This window comes from Advenella sp. (assembly GCF_052108595.1).
Lineage (GTDB): Bacteria > Pseudomonadota > Gammaproteobacteria > Burkholderiales > Burkholderiaceae_B > Advenella.
The window spans coordinates 40,842-67,340 of record NZ_JBQEAU010000005.1 but is presented as its reverse complement, the minus strand read 5'-3'; the positions used below and the strand labels follow the sequence as shown (position 1 = coordinate 67,340).

At 54.7% G+C, this 26,499-nt stretch carries 13 protein-coding genes; 2 read left to right on the top strand and 11 right to left on the bottom strand.

All coding sequences use genetic code 11. From position 1 onward, the window contains the following. Positions 1-113: 113 nt before the first annotated feature. The 9 genes from tssI to ACTIKR_RS01810 all read right to left on the bottom strand — a co-directional run bounded on the left by tssI (position 114) and on the right by ACTIKR_RS01810 (position 18,437). Positions 114-6,230 (bottom strand): type VI secretion system tip protein TssI/VgrG, encoded by a 6,117-nt coding sequence (tssI, locus tag ACTIKR_RS01850; protein ID WP_442327012.1) that lies wholly within the window; start codon positions 6,228-6,230, stop codon positions 114-116. 36 nt (positions 6,231-6,266) lie between these two features. Further along, on the bottom strand, positions 6,267-7,340 hold the full coding sequence (locus ACTIKR_RS01845; RefSeq protein WP_193088191.1) for a pentapeptide repeat-containing protein: 1,074 nt from the start codon (positions 7,338-7,340) through the stop codon (positions 6,267-6,269). Further along, positions 7,337-9,955, bottom strand: coding sequence for a DUF2169 family type VI secretion system accessory protein (locus ACTIKR_RS01840; RefSeq protein WP_193088190.1), 2,619 nt, complete (start codon positions 9,953-9,955; stop codon positions 7,337-7,339). The genes ACTIKR_RS01845 and ACTIKR_RS01840 overlap by 4 nt, the downstream gene beginning before the upstream one ends. Before the next feature lie 22 nt (positions 9,956-9,977). Beyond that, a complete protein-coding gene (locus tag ACTIKR_RS01835) occupies positions 9,978-12,344 on the bottom strand; it encodes a type VI secretion system Vgr family protein (RefSeq protein WP_193088189.1) in 2,367 nt (788 codons plus the stop codon). A 16-nt stretch (positions 12,345-12,360) separates the two neighbouring features. Then, positions 12,361-12,753: a DUF4150 domain-containing protein gene (locus tag ACTIKR_RS01830; protein ID WP_014749107.1), complete on the bottom strand. Its 393-nt coding sequence runs from the start codon at positions 12,751-12,753 to the stop codon at positions 12,361-12,363. A 24-nt stretch (positions 12,754-12,777) separates the two neighbouring features. Beyond that, the gene (locus ACTIKR_RS01825; RefSeq protein WP_193088188.1) at positions 12,778-15,132 is read right to left on the bottom strand and encodes a type VI secretion system Vgr family protein; all 2,355 of its coding nucleotides are present in this window, start codon (positions 15,130-15,132) and stop codon (positions 12,778-12,780) included. 410 nt (positions 15,133-15,542) lie between these two features. Then, positions 15,543-15,797: a Txe/YoeB family addiction module toxin gene (locus ACTIKR_RS01820; RefSeq protein WP_128393682.1), complete on the bottom strand. Its 255-nt coding sequence runs from the start codon at positions 15,795-15,797 to the stop codon at positions 15,543-15,545. Beyond that, a complete protein-coding gene (yefM, locus tag ACTIKR_RS01815) occupies positions 15,794-16,045 on the bottom strand; it encodes a YoeB-YefM toxin-antitoxin system antitoxin YefM (protein WP_128393681.1) in 252 nt (83 codons plus the stop codon). The genes ACTIKR_RS01820 and yefM overlap by 4 nt, the downstream gene beginning before the upstream one ends. Before the next feature lie 217 nt (positions 16,046-16,262). Then, positions 16,263-18,437: a malate synthase G gene (locus tag ACTIKR_RS01810; protein WP_193088187.1), complete on the bottom strand. Its 2,175-nt coding sequence runs from the start codon at positions 18,435-18,437 to the stop codon at positions 16,263-16,265. Between the two features lie 180 nt (positions 18,438-18,617). Here ACTIKR_RS01810 and ACTIKR_RS01805 point away from each other — a divergent pair, with 180 nt between their 5' ends. Further along, positions 18,618-20,468 (top strand): UvrD-helicase domain-containing protein, encoded by a 1,851-nt coding sequence (locus ACTIKR_RS01805; RefSeq protein ID WP_193088186.1) that lies wholly within the window; start codon positions 18,618-18,620, stop codon positions 20,466-20,468. A gap of 194 nt (positions 20,469-20,662) precedes the next feature. Here ACTIKR_RS01805 and ACTIKR_RS01800 read toward each other — a convergent pair whose 3' ends face one another. Continuing rightward, on the bottom strand, positions 20,663-21,436 hold the full coding sequence (locus ACTIKR_RS01800) for a ferredoxin--NADP reductase (protein WP_193088185.1): 774 nt from the start codon (positions 21,434-21,436) through the stop codon (positions 20,663-20,665). 167 nt (positions 21,437-21,603) lie between these two features. Here ACTIKR_RS01800 and ACTIKR_RS01795 point away from each other — a divergent pair, with 167 nt between their 5' ends. After that, positions 21,604-22,860, top strand: a complete 1,257-nt coding sequence (locus ACTIKR_RS01795) for an MFS transporter (protein WP_193088184.1) — start codon at positions 21,604-21,606, stop codon at positions 22,858-22,860. Between the two features lie 305 nt (positions 22,861-23,165). On the opposite strand, the gene ACTIKR_RS01790 is transcribed toward ACTIKR_RS01795, so the two are convergent. After that, positions 23,166-26,462 (bottom strand): autotransporter outer membrane beta-barrel domain-containing protein, encoded by a 3,297-nt coding sequence (locus tag ACTIKR_RS01790; protein WP_442327011.1) that lies wholly within the window; start codon positions 26,460-26,462, stop codon positions 23,166-23,168. Positions 26,463-26,499: the final 37 nt, after the last annotated feature.

Below are 26,499 nucleotides of genomic sequence, written 5' to 3'. Positions count from 1 at the left end.
AAAATACATAACGTATATTTATACATATCCAAAGCCCAATTCAGCGATCTGAATACCCGCACGAACCAGTTCACACGTCTCGACCGATATGGCACCAGGATAACGCAAAACGATTAACATGCTTTAGGCTCACCCGTACGGCCATCCAGCTTACCGTTTCTTCCCTGCTCCCCGCCACCCCAAATATCACGGCCTCCTTTTCCTGTCGGGTGATATAGAGCATGATTACTTCGATGGTCGTTACGATCTACCAGCACGAGTCGACCAGTGTCTTCATGATGATGCCAGGTAAAACCGGGAGTTCGTTTCCCATTTTGATTATCTAGCCAACCGGCCATCTCGGGCTGTCTGCGCAGGATATCCCTTCTGAACGTCGGGTCCGAATTCATTCTTTCCATAAGTCTGTTGTCTGCCAGCCTGAACTGCACCGCATCACTGGCAAAACGGTCGCCATCCCCGAGTATGTAATTGAAAAAAATATGATATTTCCCATTATTCGGCCGGTTCGCAAGACCCAAAGGATCGCTCCAACCTACGGGATTGGGTGCATACAAGTACAAATTTTCGCCACCGACCAAACCGATGGGATCCTGCTGAATAAATCGACCCACTTGCGGATCGTAATACCGGAAAGTATTGTAATGCAGCTCCGACTCTTCATCCCAGTACTGTCCCTGAAATCGAAGGTTGTTGACAAAGGCTTGGTCCTCACTGTCCGTTACAATGGTCGCTGGCCCAAGCGCTTTGTATTGGGCTCGCCACACAACTTCCCCTGTATCATTCAACACGGACTGCGGCGTGCCAATTTGGTCACAGATGTAATAATACAGGCGATGATTTCGTGCTGTACCAGCAGCAGACTGAGTATGCTTAGTTGTCACATATTGCATCAACGGCTCAAACCCGTCGTCTTCATATAGATAATGTGTGACAGATCCCACATCGTCTCCGGATTCTTCGAATGCCATTGTCATGCCATCCCAACCGTAAAGAATGGGACCGGCCAAGGATGTTGAGTCCGATGCATATATGCATTTGCCGATCCGACGCCCGATGGGATCATAAAAATAGCGGACAGTCGTGAATTCAGGCCTATCGTTATTGCGACGGTCTACTTGTACCAGTCGATCAAATCCGTCCCAATGAAATTGCTGCGTTCCCTCAGGTGAAACCTTTCTGGTCACATTACCCCTTGAGTCGTATTCAAAGTGTATGCCAGCAATATTTTTCAGCAGGTTTCCCAGCACAGGAGATACTTGCTCTGGCAGAGTATTGTCCGACAAATGGCGGTTGTCATGCTGTCCATTCATTCGATCAACGGCAACATGCTCTTCATGTCGCGAAAGATTTCCCGCCGGGTCGAAAGTAAACAATTCGTCCAACTGGGGTGTTCGCACCGACATGAGTCTGTCCAGAGGATCATAGCGATAGTGAATCATGCCGACGGCGGATTCGTCGACTATTTTCAATCGTCCTGCTCCGTCATAGTGATATTCTCGGTTGAAAACAGATTGCGGCACGTATTGACCTATCGTTACCGCGTGTCGGCTTAATCGTCCTGTTTTATCATAACTTTTATTCTGAAAAACTTCGTTGCCCCCAGTGCGCTTGACCTCTCGATGCAGGTTATCGCGCTCAAAATCGACGACACTATTTTGGTTTACAAGAATCCCATGTAAATATCCAGATCCATAGCGCAGAAAATCGATCTCTGTTCCATCTGGTCGTTTACTCGAAACACGATTTGATAGCTCATCATAACTATGCTTCCAGCAATAACGGCGTTCAATATCGTCCAATATATATCTATGATCTTCGGTCAGCAGGTTACCCATGTGATCGTATGAATATGTCAGTTGACAATTCTGATTATTCGCTTGAATTAACCGTCCTGCAGCATCGTATTCAAAGCGCTCCGTTCCGGATGGGCTGGAACGCGAAATCATCTGGCGTAAAATATTGTATTGAAATGATATGATCTTATTTTCCACACGCATGTTGGTCAGCACACCCGTGTACTTATCGTAATGGTACTCTGTGGACCTACCATCGAACCCAATTTGCATAACCAGTCTACCAAGCGGGTCATAACTAAATTTTGTCATATCTCCATTTTCGTTCACCAACTCAGAGAGTCTGCCCTTCCTGTCGTAGTTATATTTAAAAATTTGCTGCAAAGGATCCACACGTAATATCAGATCTCCTGAAGCATCATATTCATAGGTTCGAGTTCGGCCCAATGCATCCTTATATTCAAGCAGTCGGTTCTCCGCATCGTATTGCAATTGAACAATCAATTTCCTGTCATGCTCTATTCCCGCTACCGTGCCATTTTCTGCATATGTATAGGAGAGGACCTCACCTTCTGCGTTAACGACCATGCAAACACGGTCGCGATCATCATAACTCCACGTGGTCGTCTTATTTGAGCAGTCAGAATAGGTTTTTATCTGGCCGCTCGCAGTATATGTAATACGCTTTGTATTCTGCTTTCCATCTACGACAAGAATAGGTAGTCTCTGATTGTTGTATACGTATTCTGTACGATGTCCAAGTGGGTCCACCTGCGCGGACAGATTACGCTGTTTATCATACTCCCGCTGCCAGAGCGCGCCCGACGGCTCGTGGATGCGAACAGGACGGTTGAACTCGTCATACTCCCATCGGACAGCTAAGCCGTCCTGACGAACCATTTCAACCATATTGTCACGAGAGTCATAGATAAAGCGTCTGCTCGTACTGTCGGGGAACGTAACCGACGTGATATTGTTGAATTCATCCCGCGTACGGACCAGCCTTGTTCCGTCGCTGTAATGTATTTCATTAATATAGTTTTCCGAATTGTAAACATAGCGGGTTGTCTGCCCCAACGCGTCCGTCACATAACTGCTATTGTTTTTCCGATCCCATGAAAACCTCGTTTCACGGGATCCGTCATCTGCATATTCCAACAGACAGCGAGCCGTAGGTTCATTACCGTCCCATTCAAGATTTATTCCCCTATCGGTTTTGTCCGTATAACGTGTAATCAAATGGTTCGAATAGGTATAGTGATACTTATTGCCATACTCATCAGTCGCCTGGACAAGATCCCCCTGTTCGTCATAGAGATAGCTGGCAAGCGTTTCATCCAGAGAACCTCCGCTTTCTGAGTCATTGCGCTGTTGCCCGATGCGGATAATACGCCCACTATCATCATGCTCGAAATTTACTGTGTGTATATCTGTTTCAAGTCGTAAAAGCAGCCCTGTCTGCGTATAGAATAAGTGCGTCGCGAGATCGTTTATATCGTATATTACTTGCAGTTTAAATCCATTTTCTGATTGCTTATAGAGTTCTCTGCGGCGGTCCTTGTGATTGACCATAATCGTGTCGACAGAGGGCCGGCTCCACGTAAACTGTTCCTTTCGGTCGTAAAATGACTCACCGACATCCAGATATGGACGGTCGATTTGACGTCCTTCTCCACACAAATAAATCAAATTTTTTCCATTGTCATCGATTCTGATCGTGTAATCATTAAGCCACCGGTGCCCCAAAGCCCCCCTTTCATCAAAGGCAGTACAGTTGGATCGATAGGTACGTTTCCAAATGATAGGAATGGCACCAGGCAGTTCAAAATCCAAATGCGAAAATGTCTCGTCACCCATCGCAAAGCAGACGGACTGAGCGGTAGCATCGGCACCACTTCCCATGGGCGCCATACTGGCAGCAGTGCTCAATACATTAATTGAAGTGTCAAGGTTTATACAGCGCTTGCAGTTTGCTGGCGGCTTTTCAGCATCCCCCCTGTTCCCGTTCCCATCCTTGTCGCCTTTTCCGCCCTTGCCGCCATCACCCCCGCTGCCGTCCTTGCCCTTGCCTTTTGTACCGACGCCGCCGCCACCGCCGGGACGTTTGATCTTAAAGCCCTTGTCCAGCTCAATGCCTGTGATGTTGACGTTGAGCAGACCCATTTTCTGATCCTGCCCGCCCAGCTGAATGTTGGCGCCATACAGGCCGATGTTGGCTGCCTGCATGGAGTCACCCATGCCGTATAGCTTGATATCGGCAATATTCTGGTTGTGATTATGTCCCGCGACCATCACATCCTTGATACCATCCACACTCAAATCCAGCGTGTAGCTCTTTTTTCTGGTGACGGTATTGTTGTCCAGCATCAGCGCCGTTTCCACATTGACCGGACTCTCCTTGATGATCTTGCCCGGTGTCTGCACAATTCCAGGGCCGGCAGAGCTGATGTCCAGCGAGCCACCCGCCTTGATATCAATTTCTTCCTGGGTGGATTCGGAATAGATCGTGGGCGACGCCATGGTGATGTCGCCAGCCCGCAACTGCGAACCCGACTTGATATTGCTGGTCTCCCCGGTTCCGACGGTTTCCGACACGGTGCCATTGACCGTCTCTTCATCATGGGTGGTGGTCGTGATATGCAATCCCTGCAACGTATGGCTGGCCTGCCCACCAATGGTGCTGGTCAGCGCTCCCGTAATGGTTTCGTCCACACCATCATTGAACGACTGCTGCAGATTGGCGCCTATCTGTTCGTCCAGTGAGCCCTGTACGGTCCGATTGTGATCCGCCTGGTAGTTTTTGACCGCGCCGGCGGCCATGGTGATATCTGAGGTGCTGTGCGCGGTGTGAGAGCGTAGCCCGCCGATAGCGGACACGACATTGCCTGCCACGTCGTGCGTCTGGTTGTTCTTGACATGCGTATCCATATCTTTTTCAGCCACCATGGCCAATAGTTCGCTGCCCTGCCGGTCTTCAAACATCAGCTTGTTCGCGTTGGCGGGCGTGCCGTTTTTGCTGCGGGTAAGAAAGCCGCTTTGCGTGGCATCGTCCGGCAAATTCACAGGTGGCATATTGCTGGCGTTGTAGACTCGCCCCACCGCGATTGGACGATCGACATTGCCGTTGATGAAGTCCACCACCACTTCTTCGCGCACCCGCGGGATTTGCACCCCACCGAAACCACCGCCGGCCCAGGGGTTGGACACTCGTATCCAGCACGAGCTGTTCTCGTCCATTGCGCCTTCACGGTCCCAGTGAAACTGTACCTTGATACGACCGTACTTGTCGGTCCAGATCTCTTCGCCTTGCGGACCCACTACGGTTGCCGTTTGCGGGCCATTCATTTTCGGGATGGGCGTACTACGCGCAGCGCGATACTGCACATTGGCAGGAATATGCCGGGAGGCCACAACATACCGTGCTTCGTCATCGGGCTGATCATGGCTGGCATAGGCCGGATTCTGTATGTCATAGTCAGTATGAACAACCAGATATGCCTTATTTTCCGCCTGATGAGGGTAGTTTTTCAGCGTGAAGGTATAACCAGGCGCCATCGTCCGCACATTTGAACGAGCCACAGCCTGCTCCTGCAAACATTGCAGGGACTGCAGATGCACTTTGACATAATGTTCAGAATCGGATGAGTCTACGTACCCACCCATGGGTTCATACATTTCCAGATCCAGGCTCTGGGTTGCCCGCAGACTCGTCCTGCGCTTGGCGCTCATGTCTGCCAGCGGCTTCTGAAAGTCGTAATCCATGGTGGCATAGCCCGTGGACGTCAACTCGCCCGACACCTGCCAGTCGGCAATACATTCCTGCATGGCGACGGAAAGCCGATCGTCCGGATAAAAGGGAATCACAGGCAAAACCGGCAACGGATCGTGCGACTGGGCCTCGTCTGTCAACACCAGGACATGACGTGATGCTTCATGGCGGAACCAGTAATAGATGCCCTCGTGCTCCATGAGCCTGCTGACAAAACTGAAATCGGTTTCCTGGAACTGGACGCAATAGCCCCACTTGCGATAACTGTTCATCAGCCGGACTTCAACATCGAAGTCGTATTTTCCAAGCACCTTTGTGATAATGTCGACTGCTGTTTCATTCTGGAAGATGCGGTTGTCGCTGTTCTGCGTCGCGTACCACAACCATGATCTGACCGTCGCCTGATAAATGTAATAACGCGGTGTCCCGGTCTCGCGATGCAGTAATTCGAAGCCAGTCACAACGCCGTTCAGAAAACGGGGTGATGCGCCCGTCTCTATTTCGAATGTCACAGATTGCCCCAGCATGGATTGCAGATCCAGCTTCGCGTGTTCTGAAACAAACCGCACCGTCCATTCGGACAGGCAGGATAGCCCTTCATGGCCCTGCAGGGACTTGAATTTAAGCGCGTCGCCCAGCGGCGTGATGGCATTGACTATACGGTTCATGACTCTGCTCTGTCTATCGTGGTTGGGTCAATAGTGCTACGGGAAAGCCCTGGCGCGCTGCGTTTCGCTCCATAACTCGGCCTCATACAGTTCCGGGTCTATTTCCAGGGCGCCTGCACGCCGCTTCAGGTTCAGGTCATCACTGAGCGCGCGGTGAAAGCGGGTGCGATTCAGCCTGGCATCATCAAAACTCGCCCGATACAGGTCTGCATACGAAAAATCGGTGTGATCCAGCTGAGCCAGATCAAAGCGGCATTGACGCGCACTGGCGTGATGCCATACAGACATGGACAGGTTGGCATTCACAAAGCTGGCATCGTCCGTGATGGCATCTACGAATACACTTTGCGCAAATTGCGCAGCATCGCAGCGTGCACCACTCAGATCCGCATCGGCAAAAACAATGAACTGGCCTTTGCTGCTGCGCAGATCCGCGCCTTTGACGCTCGCACTCTTGAAAGCGGCCTGCACCAGATTGGCCGAGGCCAGGCACACGCCGTCAAGGATTGCCTCGGTAAACACGCCACGCTCCAGGTCCTGTCCCTGCAGATTCTGACCGCTCAGATCCGACTGCAGCCAGATCACGTTGACCAGGCTTGCTTTGTGAAAAATAGCGGATTTCAAATCCAGCCCAAACAGTGTGGATTTGAACAATTGAGCCTGTGAGAAATCGACCCGCTCCATATCCGACTTCATGAACGTCATCTCTCTACCCTGAACGCCGGTGTAGCGCACGCCTGCCAGACGACAGCCGATGAATACTGTTTCGTCCATCATCGCATGATCAAAATCGGCGTCGCGTACATCACAATCATGCCATTTGGCCTGAAACAGCAGGGACTGGCGCCAATGTGTTCCGGCCATCACACAGGTGTTGAAAAATACGGTATTACCGTAGCATTCGTTCAGGCTGGCACGGTCAAAGCAGCAGTTGGAAAATACGCTTTCGTCCAGCCTGGCGCCATCGAGTTGGGCACCCGTGAAGTCAACACCTTCGAAAAGCGCACCCGACAGGTTCCAGTCGCGCAAATTCCGCTCTTTGAGCGATATTTTCAGAATCGGTACGCCGTTATCCACCAATTCCCGCAGCTGCGCATCAGTCAGGCTCATGCTGATTCCTTTTTCTGCGTGGGTTCCAGCTGAATCTGCTGCGTATAGTTGTCATGCTGCAGGCTGCCCGCGTCAATATTGCTCTGGGCAAAATCGGCCCGGAAAAAATTGACCTTGCTAAAATTAGTACGAACAAACGTCGATTTCCTGAACAGGCCTGTCATCAGGTTGGCTGCCGTAAAATCGCTGTGCCGAAACTCAGTCCGCATGAAAACGCCATCGGGGGTTTCCAAGCCACGACAGTCTGCCTGTTCAAAAACCGATTTGGAACAATCGGTATTGCGAATAACCGCCTGCACAAAGCGCGGCCGCTGAAAATGAACACCACGCATACTGCCATCGCTGATCCGGGCATGGCTGAAATCGCAATCGACCACCGGCTTTTCTGCAATCAGGGTGAAGGCGCTCATGACGGATCCGGCAAACGACATGCCAGACAGCTCACATAAGGCAAAGGCGCAGCGGATCAGCCAGGAGTCGGCAAAGGCGCTGGCGGTAAAAATGCACTCATAAAATGCACACTTGTTCAGCCTTGCCTCCTTTGCCGCCACATGATCCAGTGAGCATGAGAGCATCACGGTTGCATCCAGCGCCAATGCATTCAGGGTCGTATTCTCAAAACGCACGTTCCGAAATACGGATTCACTGAATGTCGCTTCGGAAAAATCACAGCGACTGAACGTGGACTCATCGATAATCGCCTGATGAAAATCACAACTGGAATACGAAACGGCATCAAAGCGCGTACGCGACATATTGGCAGTGTGAAACCGGCAGTGCTCAAACTGAGTTTTGCTATATGTGCCACTGAACAGCACGGCTTCGCTTAAATTGCACTGAATGAATTTGGCGTCAGTCATGTCGGCGCGCATCAGCACCGCCTGACTGAAATCACAATTGTCAAAGACCAGGCCCGTCAAATCGGCACCGGTCAGATCCATGCCACTCAGGTCTCGATCAGTCTGTGCCGCCTGGATGGCCTTTTCCCGCCGCTCTCTGGCTATGGTCTGATCCAGCACGTAGGTGCCAGATTGGTATTGCGCGGAAAACAGCAAGCCGCGATGGCGCTGCCGCTGGACAATAGGGCTATTGTCTTCACTGGCTTGCGCCTGGCTAATTTGCGCCAGCAGTTCATCCAGCGCGCGATTGGGCTGTTTATTGCCCGGATCCGGCACTCTGGTCCTGGCATTGATATCTTCGATGGTTTTAAGAAAATCCGGTTCACCGAGCAGGGCCGGTAACGTCTTGTCCTTGCCGCCCGATTGTTTGAAGCGTTTTGCCGCCGCTTTGGCCTGGACCAGTTCGGCCCGATGTTCGCGGACCGCCAGATTGCGCTGCCTTTGTTTTTCCAGCAACTGCTCCATGCCCGGCTGTGGCCGGGGGCCGACAAATTCCGGCAAATAGTGTTCGGCATCCAGTCCCATGCCGGCCAGATCGGAACGCGCGTGCAGCAGCAGGTAACGTTGCAGGCGATGCTGCTTTTCCCACATGGCGCCATTTAAGTCAGGCTTGAGATCGAACCCTGCCGTTTGCAGGTTTTCAGGCAGCAGTTGCGCGTCTTCATAGGCCAGCAACGCCGATTCATCATGATCCAGCCGCGTTTGCATGTAGCGAAGATAATGGTCATGCGTTTTAGGAGAGTACTTCCATTCAAGGGCGCCCAGGATATGTTTGATTTCCTCGCCGTCGTCATGCCAGCCCGGCAGCGTTGCGTGAAACAGCACAATATAGCTTTCCAGATGCGGCACCAGCCAGAGCGTGGTCGGCACCAGCTCGACATCGTGGGTCTCGGGCGCAGTGCCGGCATCCTTCTGCAGTTGCACCAGGCATCTGGCCTGCCACGCCGGCACCGTGCCCTGCCAGCACAGCTTATCTGGATGCATATTCCATACGCGATATTCGGTGTTGGGCGGCAGTTGTGCCTGCCCTTCAAAGATCTGGTCGGGCATGGCGGCATTGAACAGGCTAGGATCCATATCGGGAAAGAAGCCGGGCGCATCAGTTTTGTGCCATTGTTCTGAATACGTCCCCACTTTGCCAAAGCGAACCGGCCAGGTAATACTCTGTGCCCCCAACCCGGCCGGGTGAATGGTTTCCCGGAAATCACGAATCGGATAATCGGGCCACTCCACATTGGGCATCCGTCTGGCGCGCACCCCATGGATGGTTTCCTCTACCGTCCCCTTGCCCATCGGGTTATTCGCAAAGCCAGGCCCGCCATAGGCATTTTGCCAGCCGATGTGGAGTTGTTCAAAAGGCTGCGCCGGAGTAATGCGATTGTCCAAAAAGTAACGGTCTCCGTATACCTGCACTTGCTTGACACGATCATTGACCTGCACTTGAACGCGGCACTGCGTTTTGTCTTCCGAGTGCGCAGTATAGGCATTGCCCGACACCAGAAACTCTGCTTGTGGCTTGGGCATACCCAGGTCCAGAATGCCCTCGGCGTTCAGATGCTCGGCAACAAACGACCAAAGCCCCGCTTCATTTTGCAGCACCGGATATCCCTTGCTGTTATCCACCAGAATGGCGGCAGACAGGCCGATATGGGCCTGGCCGCGCCAGCGATACGGCCTGATCTGGATACTCAGGCAGAATGGCTTGGAAATTTTCATGCGCCAATGCCACTTGTCATATTCATATCTCAATCCTGAATACATATTTTCTGTCGGTCTTGCCAAGCGACATATTGGCGCCGATAAGACCGATGGAAACCAGATCGATAGAATTGCTGTTGCCAACAAGCTTTACCTGCGCTCCCACCAGCGATACCGTGCTCAGTTGCATGGCATCGTACATGCCGCCAGCAGCCAGCTTGACGGCAACACTGGTATCGGCACTCTTGCTGGCGCGCGAATTAATGCCATTGACCCCGATCGCCACCTTGATATTCTGTTCATGCAACGTCGACGGATTGACCGACTGCATCAGCGTGGACTCTCTGATCAGGCTGCCCGATTTCATCAGAATGTCGGACTGCGCATAGGCTTCCCATGTGGCAGCACAATTGAGCTTGAATGGACCGCCCGCATCCACTTTGAAACTGTCCGCTTTCATAATGGCATCACCGGCCCCCACGCTTTTACTGAACAGCCCGCTCACCGTCACAGCTTCGCCACTGTCAAAATTGCGGACCACCGCGCCGGTAATGTTATCGGTCCGATGCGCGTTCAATGTGCTTTGCACTCCCTGATTGAATGCATGCAGCGCCGGTTCGCCCGCAACGGTCAGCGTTTCGGCCCCCCCAACGGAAAGCGTGTTGGCGCCGGTGTATTCGCGTTTCTGTCGCTGCGCCACAGAGTCTGTGGCGTCGGCCGCTACCGAGAACCGATGCCCGCTCTCATGCTGGTAGGTGGCTGCCTGTGCCACCAATTTGTTGAACAGTCCGCCATAACTCCAGGTATGTGCACCGGCAATATTGGTAGCCGACATGCCGCCCACCCGATGATTGGCATTATTCTTTACGCGGCTCTGCATATCTTTCTGGGCCACCATTTTGAGCATTTCACTGCCCTGACTATCGTCGAACATGACCGTATTGGCCGCATCCGGACTACCGTCCTTGGTGCGCGTATGAAAACCACTTTGCGTTGCCTGCTCCGGTAGCGTCACCGGCGGCATGTTCTCTGCGTTATAGACCCGGCCGACCACAAGGGGCCGGTCAGGATGACCACCGACAAAATCGACAATCACCTCTTCGTTCACGCGAGGGATCTGCAGCCCGCCGAAACCGCCGCCGGCCCAGGGGCTGGAAACCCGGATCCAGCAGGAACTGCGTTCGTTTTTGCTCCCATATCTGTCCCAGTGGAACTGAACCTTGATACGGCCATATTTGTCAGTCCAGATCGACTCGCCTGCCGGTCCGACGACCCGGGCCGTTTGTGGCCCGCTGGTTCTCGGCTCGGGCGTGCGCGCCGGATGGCGATACTGGACGTTTGCCGGGATTGCTTCTATCGTCGTCAACAGCGTGGCATGCTGGTTCACCGGCGCCTGACCGGTGCTGGCTGCGCTGTGGTACGGCGCTTCAATGAACTCGTAATGGCTGCGGACAATCAGGTACTCGCGGTTCTGCGCCTTGTCTGGATGGTTTTTCAGTACAAAGGTATGGCCAGCGCACAAGGCCCTTGCGTTACTGGTGGCCGCGATAGTCTGTCGTTTCATTTCCAGGGCCTGCATGCGCACGCGGGCATAATGAGCGCCTTCTTCCGGCTCGGTATAACTACCCATCGGATCGTACTGCTCAAGATTCAGGCTGTGGCCTGCCTTGCCCTGGGCCAACTGACGCACATCCAGGCGCGCCTGCGGCTTGTTCAGGTCATAATCGGTCGCGGCATAAGCGGTGGGGGTCAGACAAACCCGCGGCTGCCATACTTCTACATACTCCTGCAGCGGGTTAACCAGATGATGTCGGCTGTAATATGGCAGCCGTGACAAACCTGGCACCGCACGATGAGCACCCATGTCGTCGGCCAGCACAAGGGTGTGCCTGCCCTGGTCATGTTCGAACCAGTAATAGATACCTTCGTGTTCCATCAGGCGGCTGACGAAATCAAAATCGGTTTCGTCATACTGCACGCAGTACGTCCACTTGCGATAATGCTCAACAAGCCGCAGATCCAACGCAAAACCATATTCACCCAGCACTTCGCTCAGGATATCCCTGATGCTTTTGTCCTGGAAAATTCGATAATCACTGGTCTGCGTGGCATACCATAGCCATGGGCTGAGCGTGGCCTCATAAACGTAATATTTCGGCGGATACGAATCCCTGCCTGTGCGCCGAAGGCGCGTCACAATCCCGTTGATAAAGCGTGAAGATGATTGTTGTTCTACCTCCACTGCAAGCGCCCCACCCAGCAGGCTTTTGATGTCCAGCGCAGGGGTCTCGCTGAGTATTTCAAGTGTGAACTCAAACAGACCCGATACCTGCTCCTGTCCTTTGAGTGAACGCAGCAGCAACTGACCGTCGGGAAAATCGCCGTGCAGCCGGAAGATCCTTTTCATTGTTCGCCCCTGCTGCTCATGGCGCCAGGATGCTGACAATGAAATTGCCTGGCACCAATGTGAAACCGATAATATTGAACATGTTCTGCAGTCCGAAAGAACACAGGCGGTTGGCCGGCGTACCAAACAGGAAGGTTGTGTATGAATTGAGGAAAAGGCGGCGCGACTGGCCGACAACGGTATGCGACAGGATGCCCGTCCCCACGCCGGGAAAGTCACCCAGTGTGAGCGGGATGGTGGTCATCATGTTGTGGGCAAATCCTCCCATGAACAGGATGGTGACCGCAATCGGTATGGCCATCATCGGAAATCCCATGTCCGGATAGGGAATCGGCAGCAGCGCCGGAGGCGTCAGACAGACGTCTGGAAATCCCAGATCCAGTCCCATCAGTTGCGTGGTTGCCAGCATATGCGTGTTCCTCTTTTCCTGTACTCAGTTTCTGGTAATCAGACCTGAAATCAACACCGCCATCACGAAGTTCTCTTCGCCCGATCCGTATTTTTTCAGTTTGAAGCCAGAGATCTCGATCTTTGCTGCGTTCATGTCTCCCTGCAACGGCGTAGCCACCAGGCCAACGGCGCTCATGCGCAACGACGTGGCCGCCATGCTGGAGGAGATGCCAAACAGACTGGCCGAAACGACGCCGGCGGATTGATACACATCTTCGGTGGTGTTTTTCAAGCCTTTGAGCTTGAATGAAAAATCATGCGTCTCACTATGCTGCGTCGAGGTATGACTCAGCGTTGCAAGATTGCTCAGGCTCTGCGGACCACCAGAGGCCAGATTGAGTTTCGATTTGGCATTGAACTGCGACAGCCCGCTTGTGGATTTCATATCCACCGATCCTGCCTTCATGGATAGGGGGCCACCCATCACTTGCTTGAAATAGCCGCCCGAGGTGATCGTGCTGCTTTCCGTGCCATTGACGATGCGCCTGACCGGGCCGGAAACCGTGTGGGAAAAATCGGTTTCAACCTTGCGGCTGCGACCACCGCTATAGGTGAAGTTCGCCAGACCGGCATTGACATTCTGGACAAAACCACGCCCCATCACAGTTACCGCCGTCGCCCCTACGCTGTGAGTGCGGGGACCGGTGACAATGTCATTTGACATACCGATGATATTTCGCTCGTGGTTGGCCGCATTTGTTTCCGTCGACGGGCCGCGAAAGATATTGTCGTCGATTCCACCCACGTTCATCGTAGTGGCGCCACCGTGCGTACCTGCCTGCGCGCCGGCCACGCTCAGGTTTTCATTGTTTTTGACATGCGTATCCATGTCGCGCTCGGCGCCGAACGACAGTTGTTCGGCGCCGGGACGATCTTCGAAAAGCATGGAGTTGGCGTTCTCAGGCGTGCCATCCTTGCTGCGGGTCTTGATCCCGCTTTGGGTGGCATCTGCCGGCAGATTCATGGCCGGCATGTTGCTGGCGTTGTAAACCCGTCCGACGACAATTGGCCGGTCAAGAAACCCGCCTACAAAATTGACAATGACTTCGTCGTTGACCCGCGGAATCTGCACGCCCCCGAAGCCGCCACCGGCCCAGGGGCTGGAGACGCGAATCCAGCACGAGCTCTCATCGTTGCGCTGCCCCTGTCGATCCCAGTGAAATTGCACCTTGATCCGACCGTATTTGTCTGTCCATATTTTTTCTCCTGCCGGCCCGACCACCAGTGCGGTATGCGGGCCGGTGGCGCGTGGGATTGGTGTCACGCGCGGCGCACGATACTGAACGTGCGTCGGAATGGCAGTAAAACGCAGGCGGATCAGGTGCTCCCATGACGTTGCACCGCCCGTTGACGTGCCGGGCGCTTCCTTCAGGTGATAATTCGTGCGCAGCACTAGCCACGACGTATTCTGAGACTGATCAGGATGGTTTTTCAGAGTGAAGGTATGGCCGGCGGCAAGGTCGGGATGATTGGCCTGCGCACCCACGGTTTCGTTTTCTGCCGTCAGACTCTCGAGCCGCACTCGTGCATAACGCTCGCCGTCTTCGGGCTCGATATACCCGCCCATGGGATCGTAGATTTCCATTTTTTGCTGCACGAGCCCGACAGCCTTGCGCTTGACGTCCAGCCCGGCCAGCGGCTTATTGAAATCAAAGTCCACCGTGCAGTAGGTAGCCGGATGCACCTCTTTTCGCGGCATCCAGCGATCAATATGTTGTGTATCGGGGCGGCTGTGCCGGTCAGGCGCATAATAGGGAATGCGCGCATCACTCGCGATGGCACCATGCGCCGAATCCGCATCCCCCACAACCAGCACATGTTTGCCCTGCTCGTGACGAAACCAGTAATAGATTCCCTCGTGCTGCATCAGTCGGTTGATGAAATTGAAATCGGTTTCATCAAATTGCACGCAATACACCCAATCTCGATAGCTTTCGGCAAGCCGGTACTCGACTTCGAACGGATATTTCTGGAAAATCTGCCTGATCACCGCCAATGCGCTCTGGTTCTGAAAAATCCGGCTATCAGACGTTTGCGTCAGATACCACAGCCATGGCCTGACCGTGAATCGATAGATGTAGTATTCGGACGTCTGGCTCTCGCGCCCCACGAACTGGGCTTCTGTGATCAGGCCGCTGAAGAAGCGTTGCCGTCCGGCATGCGCCACCGTTACCGTCAGCGGCGTCGCCAGCAGTTGCTCCAGATTCTCTGCTTGGCTTTTTGACACCAGATCCACGTGATACTCAAATAGTGTGGATACGGCTTCATGACCCTTTAACTCACGGAACAGAAAATGACCTTCGCTTTTGACCGTGATGGCTTGAATTATTTTTCCCATACGCCTGTTTTTCACCGCTGCCCTGGCCTGTCAGTAACAGGCTTGACACAACCGTGAGACCCGATAGCGACCGTTTCAATCGCTTATAAGAATAATGAACGCCATTGCTGCTTGGCTTCCGAGTTATCCGGCAGAGTGTAGGCAGGGATGATGTCAGGCGTGTGTCGTGTCATCGCTTCAGGTGCAACAGTACGTGTCCGTCCTCGGCCAACACCCGGTAAAGTCAGTGTTTACCGGGTGTTGCGCGTAGCTTACCGAAACGTAACCTAACGTTACTTGTGCGCATTGTCACTTGCAACGATCGATAGCGCGGCCCCGCGTGACGATTAGATCGTTGCCAGAAAAAAACCGGCCCCCTAAAGGGCCGGTCCGATGATCATGCCCGCGCTTGAACTGATCGCGGAGCAATATCAATAGTGATAGCGACAAGCAGCAATCAACAAAGCATCATCGGCAACGGCATAGATCAACCTGTGTTCCAATGTAATACGCCTTGACCAATAACCGGCAAGATGATGCCTTAGCGGCTCAGGCTTGCCGATGCCTTCAAACGGAGTGCGACAGGTATCTTTCAATAGTTCATTTATTTTTTTTACCATCCGTTTATCAGCGTCCTGCCAGTACAAATAGTCTTCCCACGCTTCTTCCGACCACGTCAGCTTCACTCAATCAACCCTCTTTCCTTGGCATTGCCACTTTTCAGATTCTCGATGGAATCCATTAATCGTCTGGCATTGGCGGGAGACTGGAGCAAATAAGCGGTTTCTTGCAGTGAGTTGTATTCTTCAAGCGACATCAAGACACAGGCCTCGCCATTCTGGCGCGTGATCAGAACAGGGGCCTTATCCTCTACCGCCTGAATCATTGTTGCCGACAGGTTCTGTCTGGCTTGACTATAGCTTACGGTTCTCATTGCCAACTCCGAGTTACAAGCGCTCATTGTACAATGAACTGTCTGCCCACTCAAGATCCGACAGCGTCAGGCCACACTTGTTTTCTATACCCCGATGCGTAAAAAAATGCACCTCAACAGCGGATTCATCATCCATCTGTTAAGGTGCATTCTAAGACTACCGGTTTGACACTGCCATGCCTGCGCTTAAAACGAGCGCGAAGCAATAAGCAGTACCTTATTTAATGCCGTACTGCTGCTTGGCTTTCTGACGCCACTGATGCAACAGAGGCTCGGTGTAGCCATTGGGCTGCTGCACACCTTTGAAGACCAGATCGCATGCAGCAAGGAACGCTGGAGATGTCTCAAAGTTGCCTGTCATGGGACGATACAGGGCATCGCCTTCGTTCTGTTTGTCAACGACGCCGGCCATGCGTTTCATGGTTTCCATAACCTGTTCTTCGGTTACGATGCCGTGGCGCAGCCAGTTGGCCATATGCTGGCTGGAAATGCGCAGCGTAGCGCGGTCTTCCATCAAGCCAACGTTATGGATATCGGGCACTTTCGAGCAACCAACACCCTGGTCGACCCAACGCACCACGTAACCCAGTATGCCCTGGGCATTGTTGTCCAGTTCCTGCTGTTTCTCAGCGTCGGACCAGTTGGTGTTGTCGGCAACCGGGATGGTCAGCAAGGCGTCAAGACGCTCGTCGGTATCATTTTTCAGACTGTTCTGCACTTGCACAACGTCAGTTTGGTGATAGTGAAGCGCATGCAGGGTAGCCGCCGTTGGCGAAGGAACCCATGCCGTATTGGCGCCGGCCTTCAGTTGCGCGCCCTTTTGTGCCAGCATATCGGCCATCAGGTCGGGCATGGCCCACATGCCTTTGCCAATCTGCGACTTGCCCTGCAGCCCGCAAGCCAGGCCGAACAGCACGTTGCGTTTTTCGTAGGCATCGATCCAGGATGATTTTTTCATGTCTCCTTTTCGAATCATGGGGCCCGCTTCCATGGACGTGTGCATTTCATCACCGGTACGATCCAGGAACCCGGTGTTAATGAACGCCACGCGATCGGCCGCAGCCGCGATACACGCTTTCAGATTGGCGCTGGTGCGACGCTCTTCGTCCATCACGCCCATTTTGATGGTATTGGGCGCCAATCCAAGTAGTTGCTCGGTTCGACCAAACAGCTTGCTGGCGAACGCCACTTCATCAGGCCCGTGCATCTTGGGTTTCACGATATAGATAGAACCCTTGCGCGAGTTGCCGCCGTCGCGCTTCAAGTCATGCATGGCTACCAGGCTGGTAAACACGGCATCCAGGATGCCTTCGGGCGTTTCATTGCCGTCCTTGTCCAGAATGGCGGGATTGGTCATCAGGTGGCCCACGTTGCGAATGAACATGAGCGAGCGACCGGCCAGCGTAGCCGGTTTGCCGTCCTTGCCGGTGTACTGGCGATCGGGATTGAGTTTACGGGTGAAGGTTTTGCCGCCTTTGGACACTTCTTCGGCCAGTGTGCCGTTCATCAGGCCCAGCCAGTTGCGATACACCAGCACTTTGTCTTCAGCGTCCACTGCAGCGATCGAGTCTTCGCAGTCCATGATAGTAGAAAGGGCGGCTTCAAGCAGGACGTCCTTGACGCCCGCCTTGTCCTGTTTGCCGATCGGATTGGATTTGTCGATCTGCACTTCAAAATGCAAGCCGTTCTGGCGGAAAATCAGCGCCTCGGGGGCTGCCGCATCGCCCCGGTGACCCAGATATAGGTCCACATCAGCCAGCGTGGTTTTGCTGCCATCGGCCAGGGTCACCGACAGCGCGCCGTTTTCTGCGGTATAGGCTGTTGCATCCTTGTGCGAGCCGTTTTCCAGCGGAATGGTCTGATCCAGGAAGTCACGGGCAAAGGCAATGACTTTTTCGCCGCGCTTGGGGTTATAGCCGCCATCGCGCGTTGCGCCATCCTCTTCGCTGAGCGCATCGGTGCCGTACAGGGCATCATACAGGCTACCCCAACGGGCATTGGCAGCGTTCAACGCATAACGGGCATTGGTGATGGGCACCACCAGCTGCGGGCCGGCCTGGTTGGTAATTTCATAATCAACATTGCTGGTATTGACCTGCACGGTCTCGGGCGCGTCTTTCAGGTAGCCGATTTCCTTAAGGAAGGCCTTGTAAACCTGCATATCGGCAATATTGCCCGGATGTTGGCGGTACCACTCATCCATTTTGGCCTGGATGCGATCGCGTTCGGCCAGCAACGCCTTGTTTTCCGGCGCCAGGTCGTTGATGAGCGCGTCCAGTCCCTTCCAGAATGCGTCGGCGTCAACGCCAGTGCCCGGCAGGGCTTCCTGATCAACGAAATTTTTCAGCACGGTGGCGATCTGAAGGCTGTGAACCTGGGTACGGTCGGTCATATTGGCTCCTGATTGATGATTTGTTGATGTCGGGTGGCGCGGTCCTGGTATTTGGGCCGCTCTTTACCCTGATTATTGCTATTATGACGACTCCGGCAGACAGCCTCAAGACAGTAACAGTTATTTGAGAATTTACTTTCGGTACACATTAATGCAGTTAATTTTTTATTTAAATTCAATATGATAAGTTCTCCGCTTCTGTTTGACCAATACCCCGATCGCGCCTTGCTGATCGAAGGGGTGGCCGGCAGCGGCAAAACGACGCTGATTGCCCGGGAAGCGGAGCAATGCGTGACACAGGGCCGCACGCTGCTGGTCACCTTCAGCCGTGCCGGCCGTGACGTCCTGCAGAACTATATGCGCGCGCACAACCTGGAACCGGGATCCAATACGAATCTGCACATCTTTACCATTGACGGCCTGGCACACTTTTTATTGCGGCGCCTGGGCGATGAACGCTATGTACTGGATCGCCATGCCATTGTGACCGACCTGCTGCCCGATCTGGTGAGCGATGTCTGCCAAGACCTGCAGGACAGGTCCGAACAGGACGACGCCGTGACGCTGCAGGCGCCCGCCCTGTCCACAGACGCCATGGAAAAACTGATGTCCGATCTGGATTACTACCGGGCATCCCTGGCCTGGCAGGCTGAATCGACAGAGGACGAACAGGCCGCTTTCGGCGATGGCCTGCACCATCCGCCCGAGTTGGTGCGCGCCGTTTTCCGCCGCTATGACGCCCTGCGCTCCCACTGGAAACCCGAAGCGAGTGATCCGGACGACACCCTGCTGGATCCGGCCTATAAGCCGGAGCGCAGCAAAGGCATGTATGGCTTTCGCCTGGTATCCGAGGCCTCCTATGACTTGCTTGAAGCGCTGGACAATGGCGCCGAACTGCCTGGCAGCGCCGCTGCCTACCGGTTTGTGCTGATCGACGAGTTTCATGACACCACGCCCCTGCAGTTGATGCTGCTGTCGCGCATTGGCCGGCACGCTCACAGGCTGATGGCGGTAGGCGACCGTTACCAGACCATCTTTGCCTGGCGCGGCGCCAATACGGAGCTGGTTTTCGACGCTTTTGTCCGGGATTTTTCCGCCAGGCGGGTAAACAGCCTGACCAGCTATCGCTTCGGCCCGGAACTGGCCACACTGGCAGGAGAGCTCACACAGCGGACCATTACCTCGGGCATCCTCTCCGATACGCCGGTGACATACTGCAGTGGCAACTGGGAGGACGCCGGCGCACTGGCCCCCCTGGGCAAACAAACTATCGTCTGCCGTCATGGCCCGGACCGGATTCGCGCCGCATTTTCCCTGTTGTGTCACGCCCCTGCCTCGATCAAACTGGCCTGGCCGCTGGCAAGCACACCGGCAATCGGCATTGCGACCATCCTGTATGCCTTGCGTTTTCCGCAAGCCACCGCCCAGTTGCGTACGCTGCCGCTGGCCTTGCGACAATTTGCTTCGCTGCCCGGCTGCCTGGCGCCCGACACGGTGCGTGAATTGGCGCAAACGGGGCTAACGCCCGGCAATCTGCGCATGTACATGGAAAACTGGCTCGCCGCACGCGAAGCGGTGTTCGGCCCCAGCCTGAAGCATGCGCTGCAGCTGTGGCTGACCACGCCGCAAGCGCCGGACGCCGGCGCCGCCGATGCGCTGCAGACGTTTGCACGGCAGGCCGATCTGTTCCGGAACCTGACCACGCCCCAGCGACTGCTGGACGAATCGCTGCTACAGGGCTGGGAGGGATTATTGATGTATTTGCAGCAACAGCCGATGCCAATACAGGCGTGGCCCGCAGTACTGGCCGCCGTGGCGGCCCGTTGCAGTACACGCGGCGGCGTGCCCCTGCTTACGGTCACCGAAGCCAAAGGTCATGAATATGATCATGTACTGGTCTATGACACAGCAGACACGACATTCCGCAGCCAGACCGACGCTCCCGATGTGGAACGCAACCGGTATTACGTCGCCTGCACCCGGGCACGCAAATCGCTGACACTGTTGCGGCCAGCCAGGGAGCCGGCATAGGCACAGCGCAGCCTGCATGCCGTGACGTATAAGGTGCCGTGACGTGCTGGCAGCATGTTTTGCGTCAGTTTGGATCTCTGTAGAGCGTCAAAAACTGCATGCCAGCGCCGGTGGCGGTAAGGCCGCCGTGACCGGTTGCTGCACTGCCGACATGCCCTGGAAACACCAGAGTGGCGCTTGGCCGATAAGCAGGATTACTGCTCGGCAAACGCCCGTTCAATCACAAACGCACCGGGGCGCGAGGTGTTGCCTTCGCTGAAACCACGACGCTCCAGCGCCGTTTTCAGGTCGCGCAGCATCTCGGGGCTGCCGCAAATCATGGCGCGGTCGGTCTCGGGGTTCAGCGCGGGTACGCCCAGGTCCGTGAACAGCTTGCCGGACTCCAGCAGCGCGGTGATCCGGCCTTCGTTGCGGAATGGCTCGCGCGTGACCGCCGGGTAGTACTTGAACTTTTCCGAGACCATTTCCCCCAGGAACTCGTGCTTGGGCAATTCATTCGTAATGTAGTCGTGATAGCACAGTTCGTTGGCAAAACGTACTCCGTGCACCAGGATGACCTCGTCAAAACGCTCGTAGGTTTCCGGATCGCGAATCAGGCTCATGAAGGGGGCCAGCCCGGTTCCGGTGGCCAGCATATACAGGCGTTTGCCGGGAAGCAGATAGTCCACCAGCAGTGTTCCCGTGGGCTTGCGACCCACAATGATGCTGTCGCCCACCTGGATATGCTGCAGGCGCGAAGTGAGCGGGCCGTCGGGCACCTTGATGCTGAGAAACTCCAGGTGCTCTTCATAATTGGCGCTGGCAATACTATACGCACGCAGCAACGGTTTGCCATTGACAGGCAGACCGATCATGGTGAAATGCCCGTTGGAAAAACGCAATGCCTGATCGCGGGTGGTGGTAAAACTGAACAGTCTGTCTGTCCAGTGGTGGATGCTGAGGACTTTGCCTTCCAGAAATGCGGCCATTGTAAAACGTACCTTCAGGGGGAATAAAAAACACAGAATGGACAATTATTGCAATTGTACTAGGCGCAATACTTGTCGCTGATCAAAGAAGCCTTTATTTTAGTGGTTAAATCACAGCTGCACTGCCGCCTTGGTATAATTCGGCACATCTTCCTGGTTGTTTCCCCATGCCTCCCTCTTCGCGCAAGCCCTCTGACAAACGGTTTATCAGCCTGTCCATGCTGCTGTTTCCCCTGGCCATGGTGCTGTATGAGCTGTCCGCCTATATCGGCAACGACATGGTTCAGCCCGCCATGCTCACCATCACCGCCGAATATGGCGTAGACGACGCCTGGGTGGCCTCGTCCATGTCGCTGTATATTCTGGGTGGCGCCTGTCTGACCTGGCTGATCGGGCCTTTGTCCGACCGCTACGGAAGGCGCCCCATTATGCTGGCGGGCGTGATGTATTTCATTGCGACCAATTTTCTGATTCTGCTGGCCCCCACCATCGAATGGTTCATGCTGCTGCGTTTCCTGCAGGGAATGGGGCTGTGCTTCATTGCGGCGGTCGGCTATGTGAGCATACAGGAAGCGTTTGAAGAGCTGACGGCCATTCGCGTGATGGCGCTGATGGCCAATATTTCCATGGTCGCTCCCCTGCTGGGCCCGCTGGCCGGCGCTGCCCTGATTAGCGTGGTGTCATGGCACTGGGGCTTTGTCATCATCGCCACGATAGCCTGTGTCTCGCTGGTGGGGCTGTTCCTGCACATGCCCGAAACAGTCAATCTGGCCCTGCCCAAAAAACCGCCGGCGCAGATCTGGCAGCAGTACCGGCTGGTGCTCAAGAACAACCTGTTCATGCAACTGACGCTTTATTTTCCGTTGATTGTGCTGCCCATGCTGGTCTGGATCGGCCTGTCGCCGGTATTTCTGATCAAGGACATGGGCATGACCAACATGGGCTACGGGCTGTCCCAGTTACCCATTTTTATCAGCCTGATTGTCGGCAATCTGGCGCTGGCCAAATATGCGCCGCGCTTTCCGGTAGGGCAATCGGTGTATTTTTCCATGCCCCTGATGATCGCCGGCGGCGTTCTGCTGATTCTGGCCGGCTTTATTCCGTCCTTTGCATACCTGGGGCTGGTCGCCGGGCTGGCGCTCTCGGCGTTTGCCCAAGGCATTAGCTTTGCGGTCTTGTATCGCTTTACCCTGATGGCGTCCGATCAGCCCAAAGGGGTCGTGGCCGCGGTCATGAGCCTGATCATGATGCTGATACAGGCAGTGGGCATTGAACTGTTCAAGCTGGTCTACGTGCATTGGGGCCTGGCGGCCCTGTGCATCATGAACGGCCTGCTGATGCTGACATTTGCTGCATTGACGCCGCCGCTGATGCGCAGAACCATGCGCGTGGTCACGCCCGGCCCGATCATTCCGGCGGCCTGATCGACTACCACGACAATCTCGGATACCACGGCAATCGCTCACTGCAGGCCGGGCGGCACGCGCCGAAAGCGGCGCGCACGTTATGTTCAAAAGGACGATGAACTTTCGCTCATAAATCAAATGACCCGAATTCCCGCTGGTGGGTGAAACGCCGTATCTAAATTGCCACTTACACGGCCATGTCAATGTGCGTTTATGGAAGAACGCTTGCCTTAGGTAAATAGTAGCCAACTGTAAATAAGCCTCTGACCCAAAACGCCTTAGTACACCAACGACTCGTGAGGCTTATCCCATGTTTGCCTGAGTCAGAATGACCACCGCATCGACAACTGGCCTTCCAACGCCTTGTAGCCACTGCCCAACCGTCCCGCCAGGGCAGTGCCCACGGAAAAGCTATCGCTGAGCCGCCAGGCCAGCCCTGCACGCAGACCCATACTATTGCGCGACGACACTGCATTCTTACTTTCAAAAGAAGTCGCCGGCCCTGCCGCGAAGCGTGCTGTTTGCACCACGTCCCGATTCAGCCACTCATGATCCCAGCTCACTCGCGCCTGCGCGGTTACTTCGCCCCCGTTCTGCAGGGGTAGTACCATGCTGGCACCTACCCCGATACTGGAGCGTAGTGCGTCGACACGTTGGCTATCAAGGAGCAAACGCGTAGCGTCCGCACCCGACTCATCCACACCAGGGCGTGACACCCTGGCGTAGTTGAGCGATGCGACGGGCCCTGCCGACACAGTCGGGCTAAGACGCCAGCGATATCCTCCGCCAATTTGCGCGGAGACACTATGGCCTGTCCAGTCAGCAAAATGGGCAGCGCGATAATCACCGACCACCACCGTGCGATCCATGGAGCCGCGTTCAATGCCGAACCGAAAGCCACCAGAAGCATACGGGCCCGCCAAGGCATCCGGCCGGTATTGCACTTGTGCACCCATACCGAAGCTATTGTTTTTCACCTTGCCCCATTGCGGGGACTTGAGCTTTACCGACTGGTCTGCAATATCAAGGTGCACAGCCAAGGAAATATCCGATTGTGAATTCAAACGCCGGCCTCCACCGATAACGAGGCCATAAGTGCTCGCATCGTAGCCCACGACTGTGTCGCGGGTGTCTAGCCTGCTCTCACCACCAAAGGCAATGGCAAACCCTCTCCACTCTGAATCACGCTTGTGCAGACCCTGAGAAAAACCATCCAGGGCGGTATTGAGCACATCTCGTTCGTGCTGCAATGATGAGGAAAGACTGACGCTATAACCAGCCGGCGACACGAGAGGCAGCATGCGGCTCACTTGACTGCCGTTTGCCGCAGAGAAATCAAGAGTGCGGAAAAACGACTGCGTACCGGCGGATGCAGATCCAGCCAGGCGCTGCAGCGCCCGACCTGCTGCCCGTTCATTGTCGTTCTGCCCATATTGACTGTATGCATCGTCAGCACGGCTGGCACTCAACATGTAGCGTTGACCGCTCAGCGCGCTTGCGTTGAAATCCAGGGTAGGCGACTCAGATGTCAACTTGATCGTCTCGAAATCACCGGACTGGGCGGCTGCATCAATGACACTGCCTGTTTGTATACTCCAATCGCTGTTGTACCAGTCAGCCATTGGGACGAACTCGAGCGTACCCGCAAGATCCGCTGTACCACTAACGGCCAACACATCATGCGCCCCGCTCGCATCGAACTGCGCCATCACGCGTCCGGAAGACGTCTGCTGGTAGTCTCCATCAATGGTCATGCGTCCGAAGGAGTTTCCGGGAGCAAGCGTGCCGTGGTTCACAAACAAGGATCCAGGGCTCATTTTAAAAATGGACGTGCCCGACAGCGTTGCCGCCTTCTGTACCGTCGCGCCATGCACCTCCTGCGTGCCATTCAGGCTTGTTTGACCGCCCTCGAAAGATAGAGCCAGATTGTTTTTCCCACGAATATTGCCCGTGTAGGCAAATCGAAAGTCAGGATCCGCAACACCGGTTGCCCGACCTCGGGCATCAGCGCGCTGACCAAAAGAAACCGTTGTCAGGCGCAACTTACCGGACGCGTCGCGCTCTGCATAGTGAGAAACAATATCGCCCTCTACCCGGGCGTTTTGCATCAAGTTAATGCTGCCCACGTGGGCGTTCGCAGATATGTAGATGGCCGCCTTACGCCCGGCCACACGGCCGGTAATATCTGCCCGGCGTACAAGCGCGCCACGCAGCTCTGGCAGCAAATCGGCTGGCTCGCCGTCAATCGTACGAATGTACGAACCACGATGCTCCTGCTCATTTCCGATTGCGTTGGAACCGAAGTCGAAACGCAACCCTACGCCTCTTGTACCTTGCGCTTGCACATCGCCCCGCTGCACCAGCACGTGATCCTTACCGTAGGTAAACATGACGCCCTGGCCATCAATGCCGTTCGCGTATACGCGCACCCCAGGATCGATGATAATGGTGTTACGCTCGCCATCAACCCGTATTCCCGCTCCGCCAGCACCCGCGGCCAATAAATCACCGACCTGACGAACCCGGTTATGGCTGCCATAAACGTGCAGGCCAAGCCCCAGCGTTGCTTGGTTGTACTGACCTCTCAGGTATTGTGTACCTGCTGCGTCACGCGCGAAAAAACCTTGGTGGTTAACGATGTCCAGCCCACTTCCATACACCGAACGCCCGAAAAAGTTTCGGCGATCTATCGTGTAGCCCAGGTCTTGCAAAACGGCGAGCTCGGCCTCCATGAATACTTTGTAATTTCGGTAATTCTGGTGGCTCATAAGACTGTTCTTGAGTTCGATGTGGCTCATATTGTTGTCATCCACATCCGAACCCGTTTCGTCCAACATCCTGATAGGCACTCCCGGCAGCCCGCCGTCGAGCGCCTCTAAGATGTTCGGGCCGACAAGCAGACCCTGATCACGACGCACGTCGAATCCGGCTGGATCATAAACGTTGTTGCAGCCGTCACACAGCACAGCCTGATTCGGCCGGGCACGATTGCCATTATCATCGATCATCAAAGGCGCCCAGCCGGCTAGCACCTTGCCAAAGTGCGGAGTAAATTCGCCGTCCACGTCGTCAGCCTCGCTGGTAAAACCCAGCCCATGTGCGGTCTCATGAATGGTCGTGGAGAACAGATCATCGTTTTCGGATAGTGGAATCTGTGTAAGCGTAGTATTTTGATAGTCTGCGTCACCAAGCCCGAATATGCCATGCGCCCCGGTCTCAAGATCGCTCTCGTCTACGGGGAGCCCTTGAAAGATGTGTTGCAAAAGCGTCTTCGGCCCCAAGCCGTCGTTCGCCAGGGGTGAGGCCCCGAAGGCATTTTCCTCCTCTTCGTCCGTGCCGATATTTATTATGGCAGGCTGCGCGGCGTCACCGACGGGCTGTATGACTTCCGCCCAGTATTCCAGACCGGTGACAATCAGCTCCTTCAGTGGCGCACGCCATGCCCATACCGACTCATGCGATTCCTCCTCATCCTCCACGAAGGGCCCGTCGCCCACATCAAAGAACCGCGCCTCAAATACCGGTCTTCCTGCCGAATTCTCAATAGTTCGGTATTCAATAGCCCAAGATGGAGAGGCCACAAATAGCAGTATTAATGCAACAGGAGCAAATATCTTCATGTTTTTTATAATCTCCGACCAAGAAAGGAAATTGAGC

Bases quoted from the DNA above. Each gene is read 5' to 3' on its own strand.
- yefM (WP_128393681.1), bottom strand. From the start codon at position 16,045: ATGAGAACCGTAAGCTATAGTCAAGCCAGACAGAACCTGTCGGCAACA.
- ACTIKR_RS01805 (WP_193088186.1), top strand. From the start codon at position 18,618: ATGATAAGTTCTCCGCTTCTGTTTGACCAATACCCCGATCGCGCCTTG.
- ACTIKR_RS01800 (WP_193088185.1), bottom strand. From the start codon at position 21,436: ATGGCCGCATTTCTGGAAGGCAAAGTCCTCAGCATCCACCACTGGACA.
- ACTIKR_RS01840 (WP_193088190.1), bottom strand. From the start codon at position 9,955: ATGAAAATTTCCAAGCCATTCTGCCTGAGTATCCAGATCAGGCCGTAT.
- ACTIKR_RS01810 (WP_193088187.1), bottom strand. From the start codon at position 18,437: ATGACCGACCGTACCCAGGTTCACAGCCTTCAGATCGCCACCGTGCTG.
- tssI (WP_442327012.1), bottom strand. From the start codon at position 6,230: ATGAACCGTATAGTCAATGCCATCACGCCGCTGGGCGACGCGCTTAAA.
- ACTIKR_RS01830 (WP_014749107.1), bottom strand. From the start codon at position 12,753: ATGCTGGCAACCACGCAACTGATGGGACTGGATCTGGGATTTCCAGAC.
- ACTIKR_RS01790 (WP_442327011.1), bottom strand. From the start codon at position 26,462: ATGAAGATATTTGCTCCTGTTGCATTAATACTGCTATTTGTGGCCTCT.
- ACTIKR_RS01835 (WP_193088189.1), bottom strand. From the start codon at position 12,344: ATGAAAAGGATCTTCCGGCTGCACGGCGATTTTCCCGACGGTCAGTTG.
- ACTIKR_RS01795 (WP_193088184.1), top strand. From the start codon at position 21,604: ATGCCTCCCTCTTCGCGCAAGCCCTCTGACAAACGGTTTATCAGCCTG.
- ACTIKR_RS01825 (WP_193088188.1), bottom strand. From the start codon at position 15,132: ATGGGAAAAATAATTCAAGCCATCACGGTCAAAAGCGAAGGTCATTTT.
- ACTIKR_RS01845 (WP_193088191.1), bottom strand. From the start codon at position 7,340: ATGAGCCTGACTGATGCGCAGCTGCGGGAATTGGTGGATAACGGCGTA.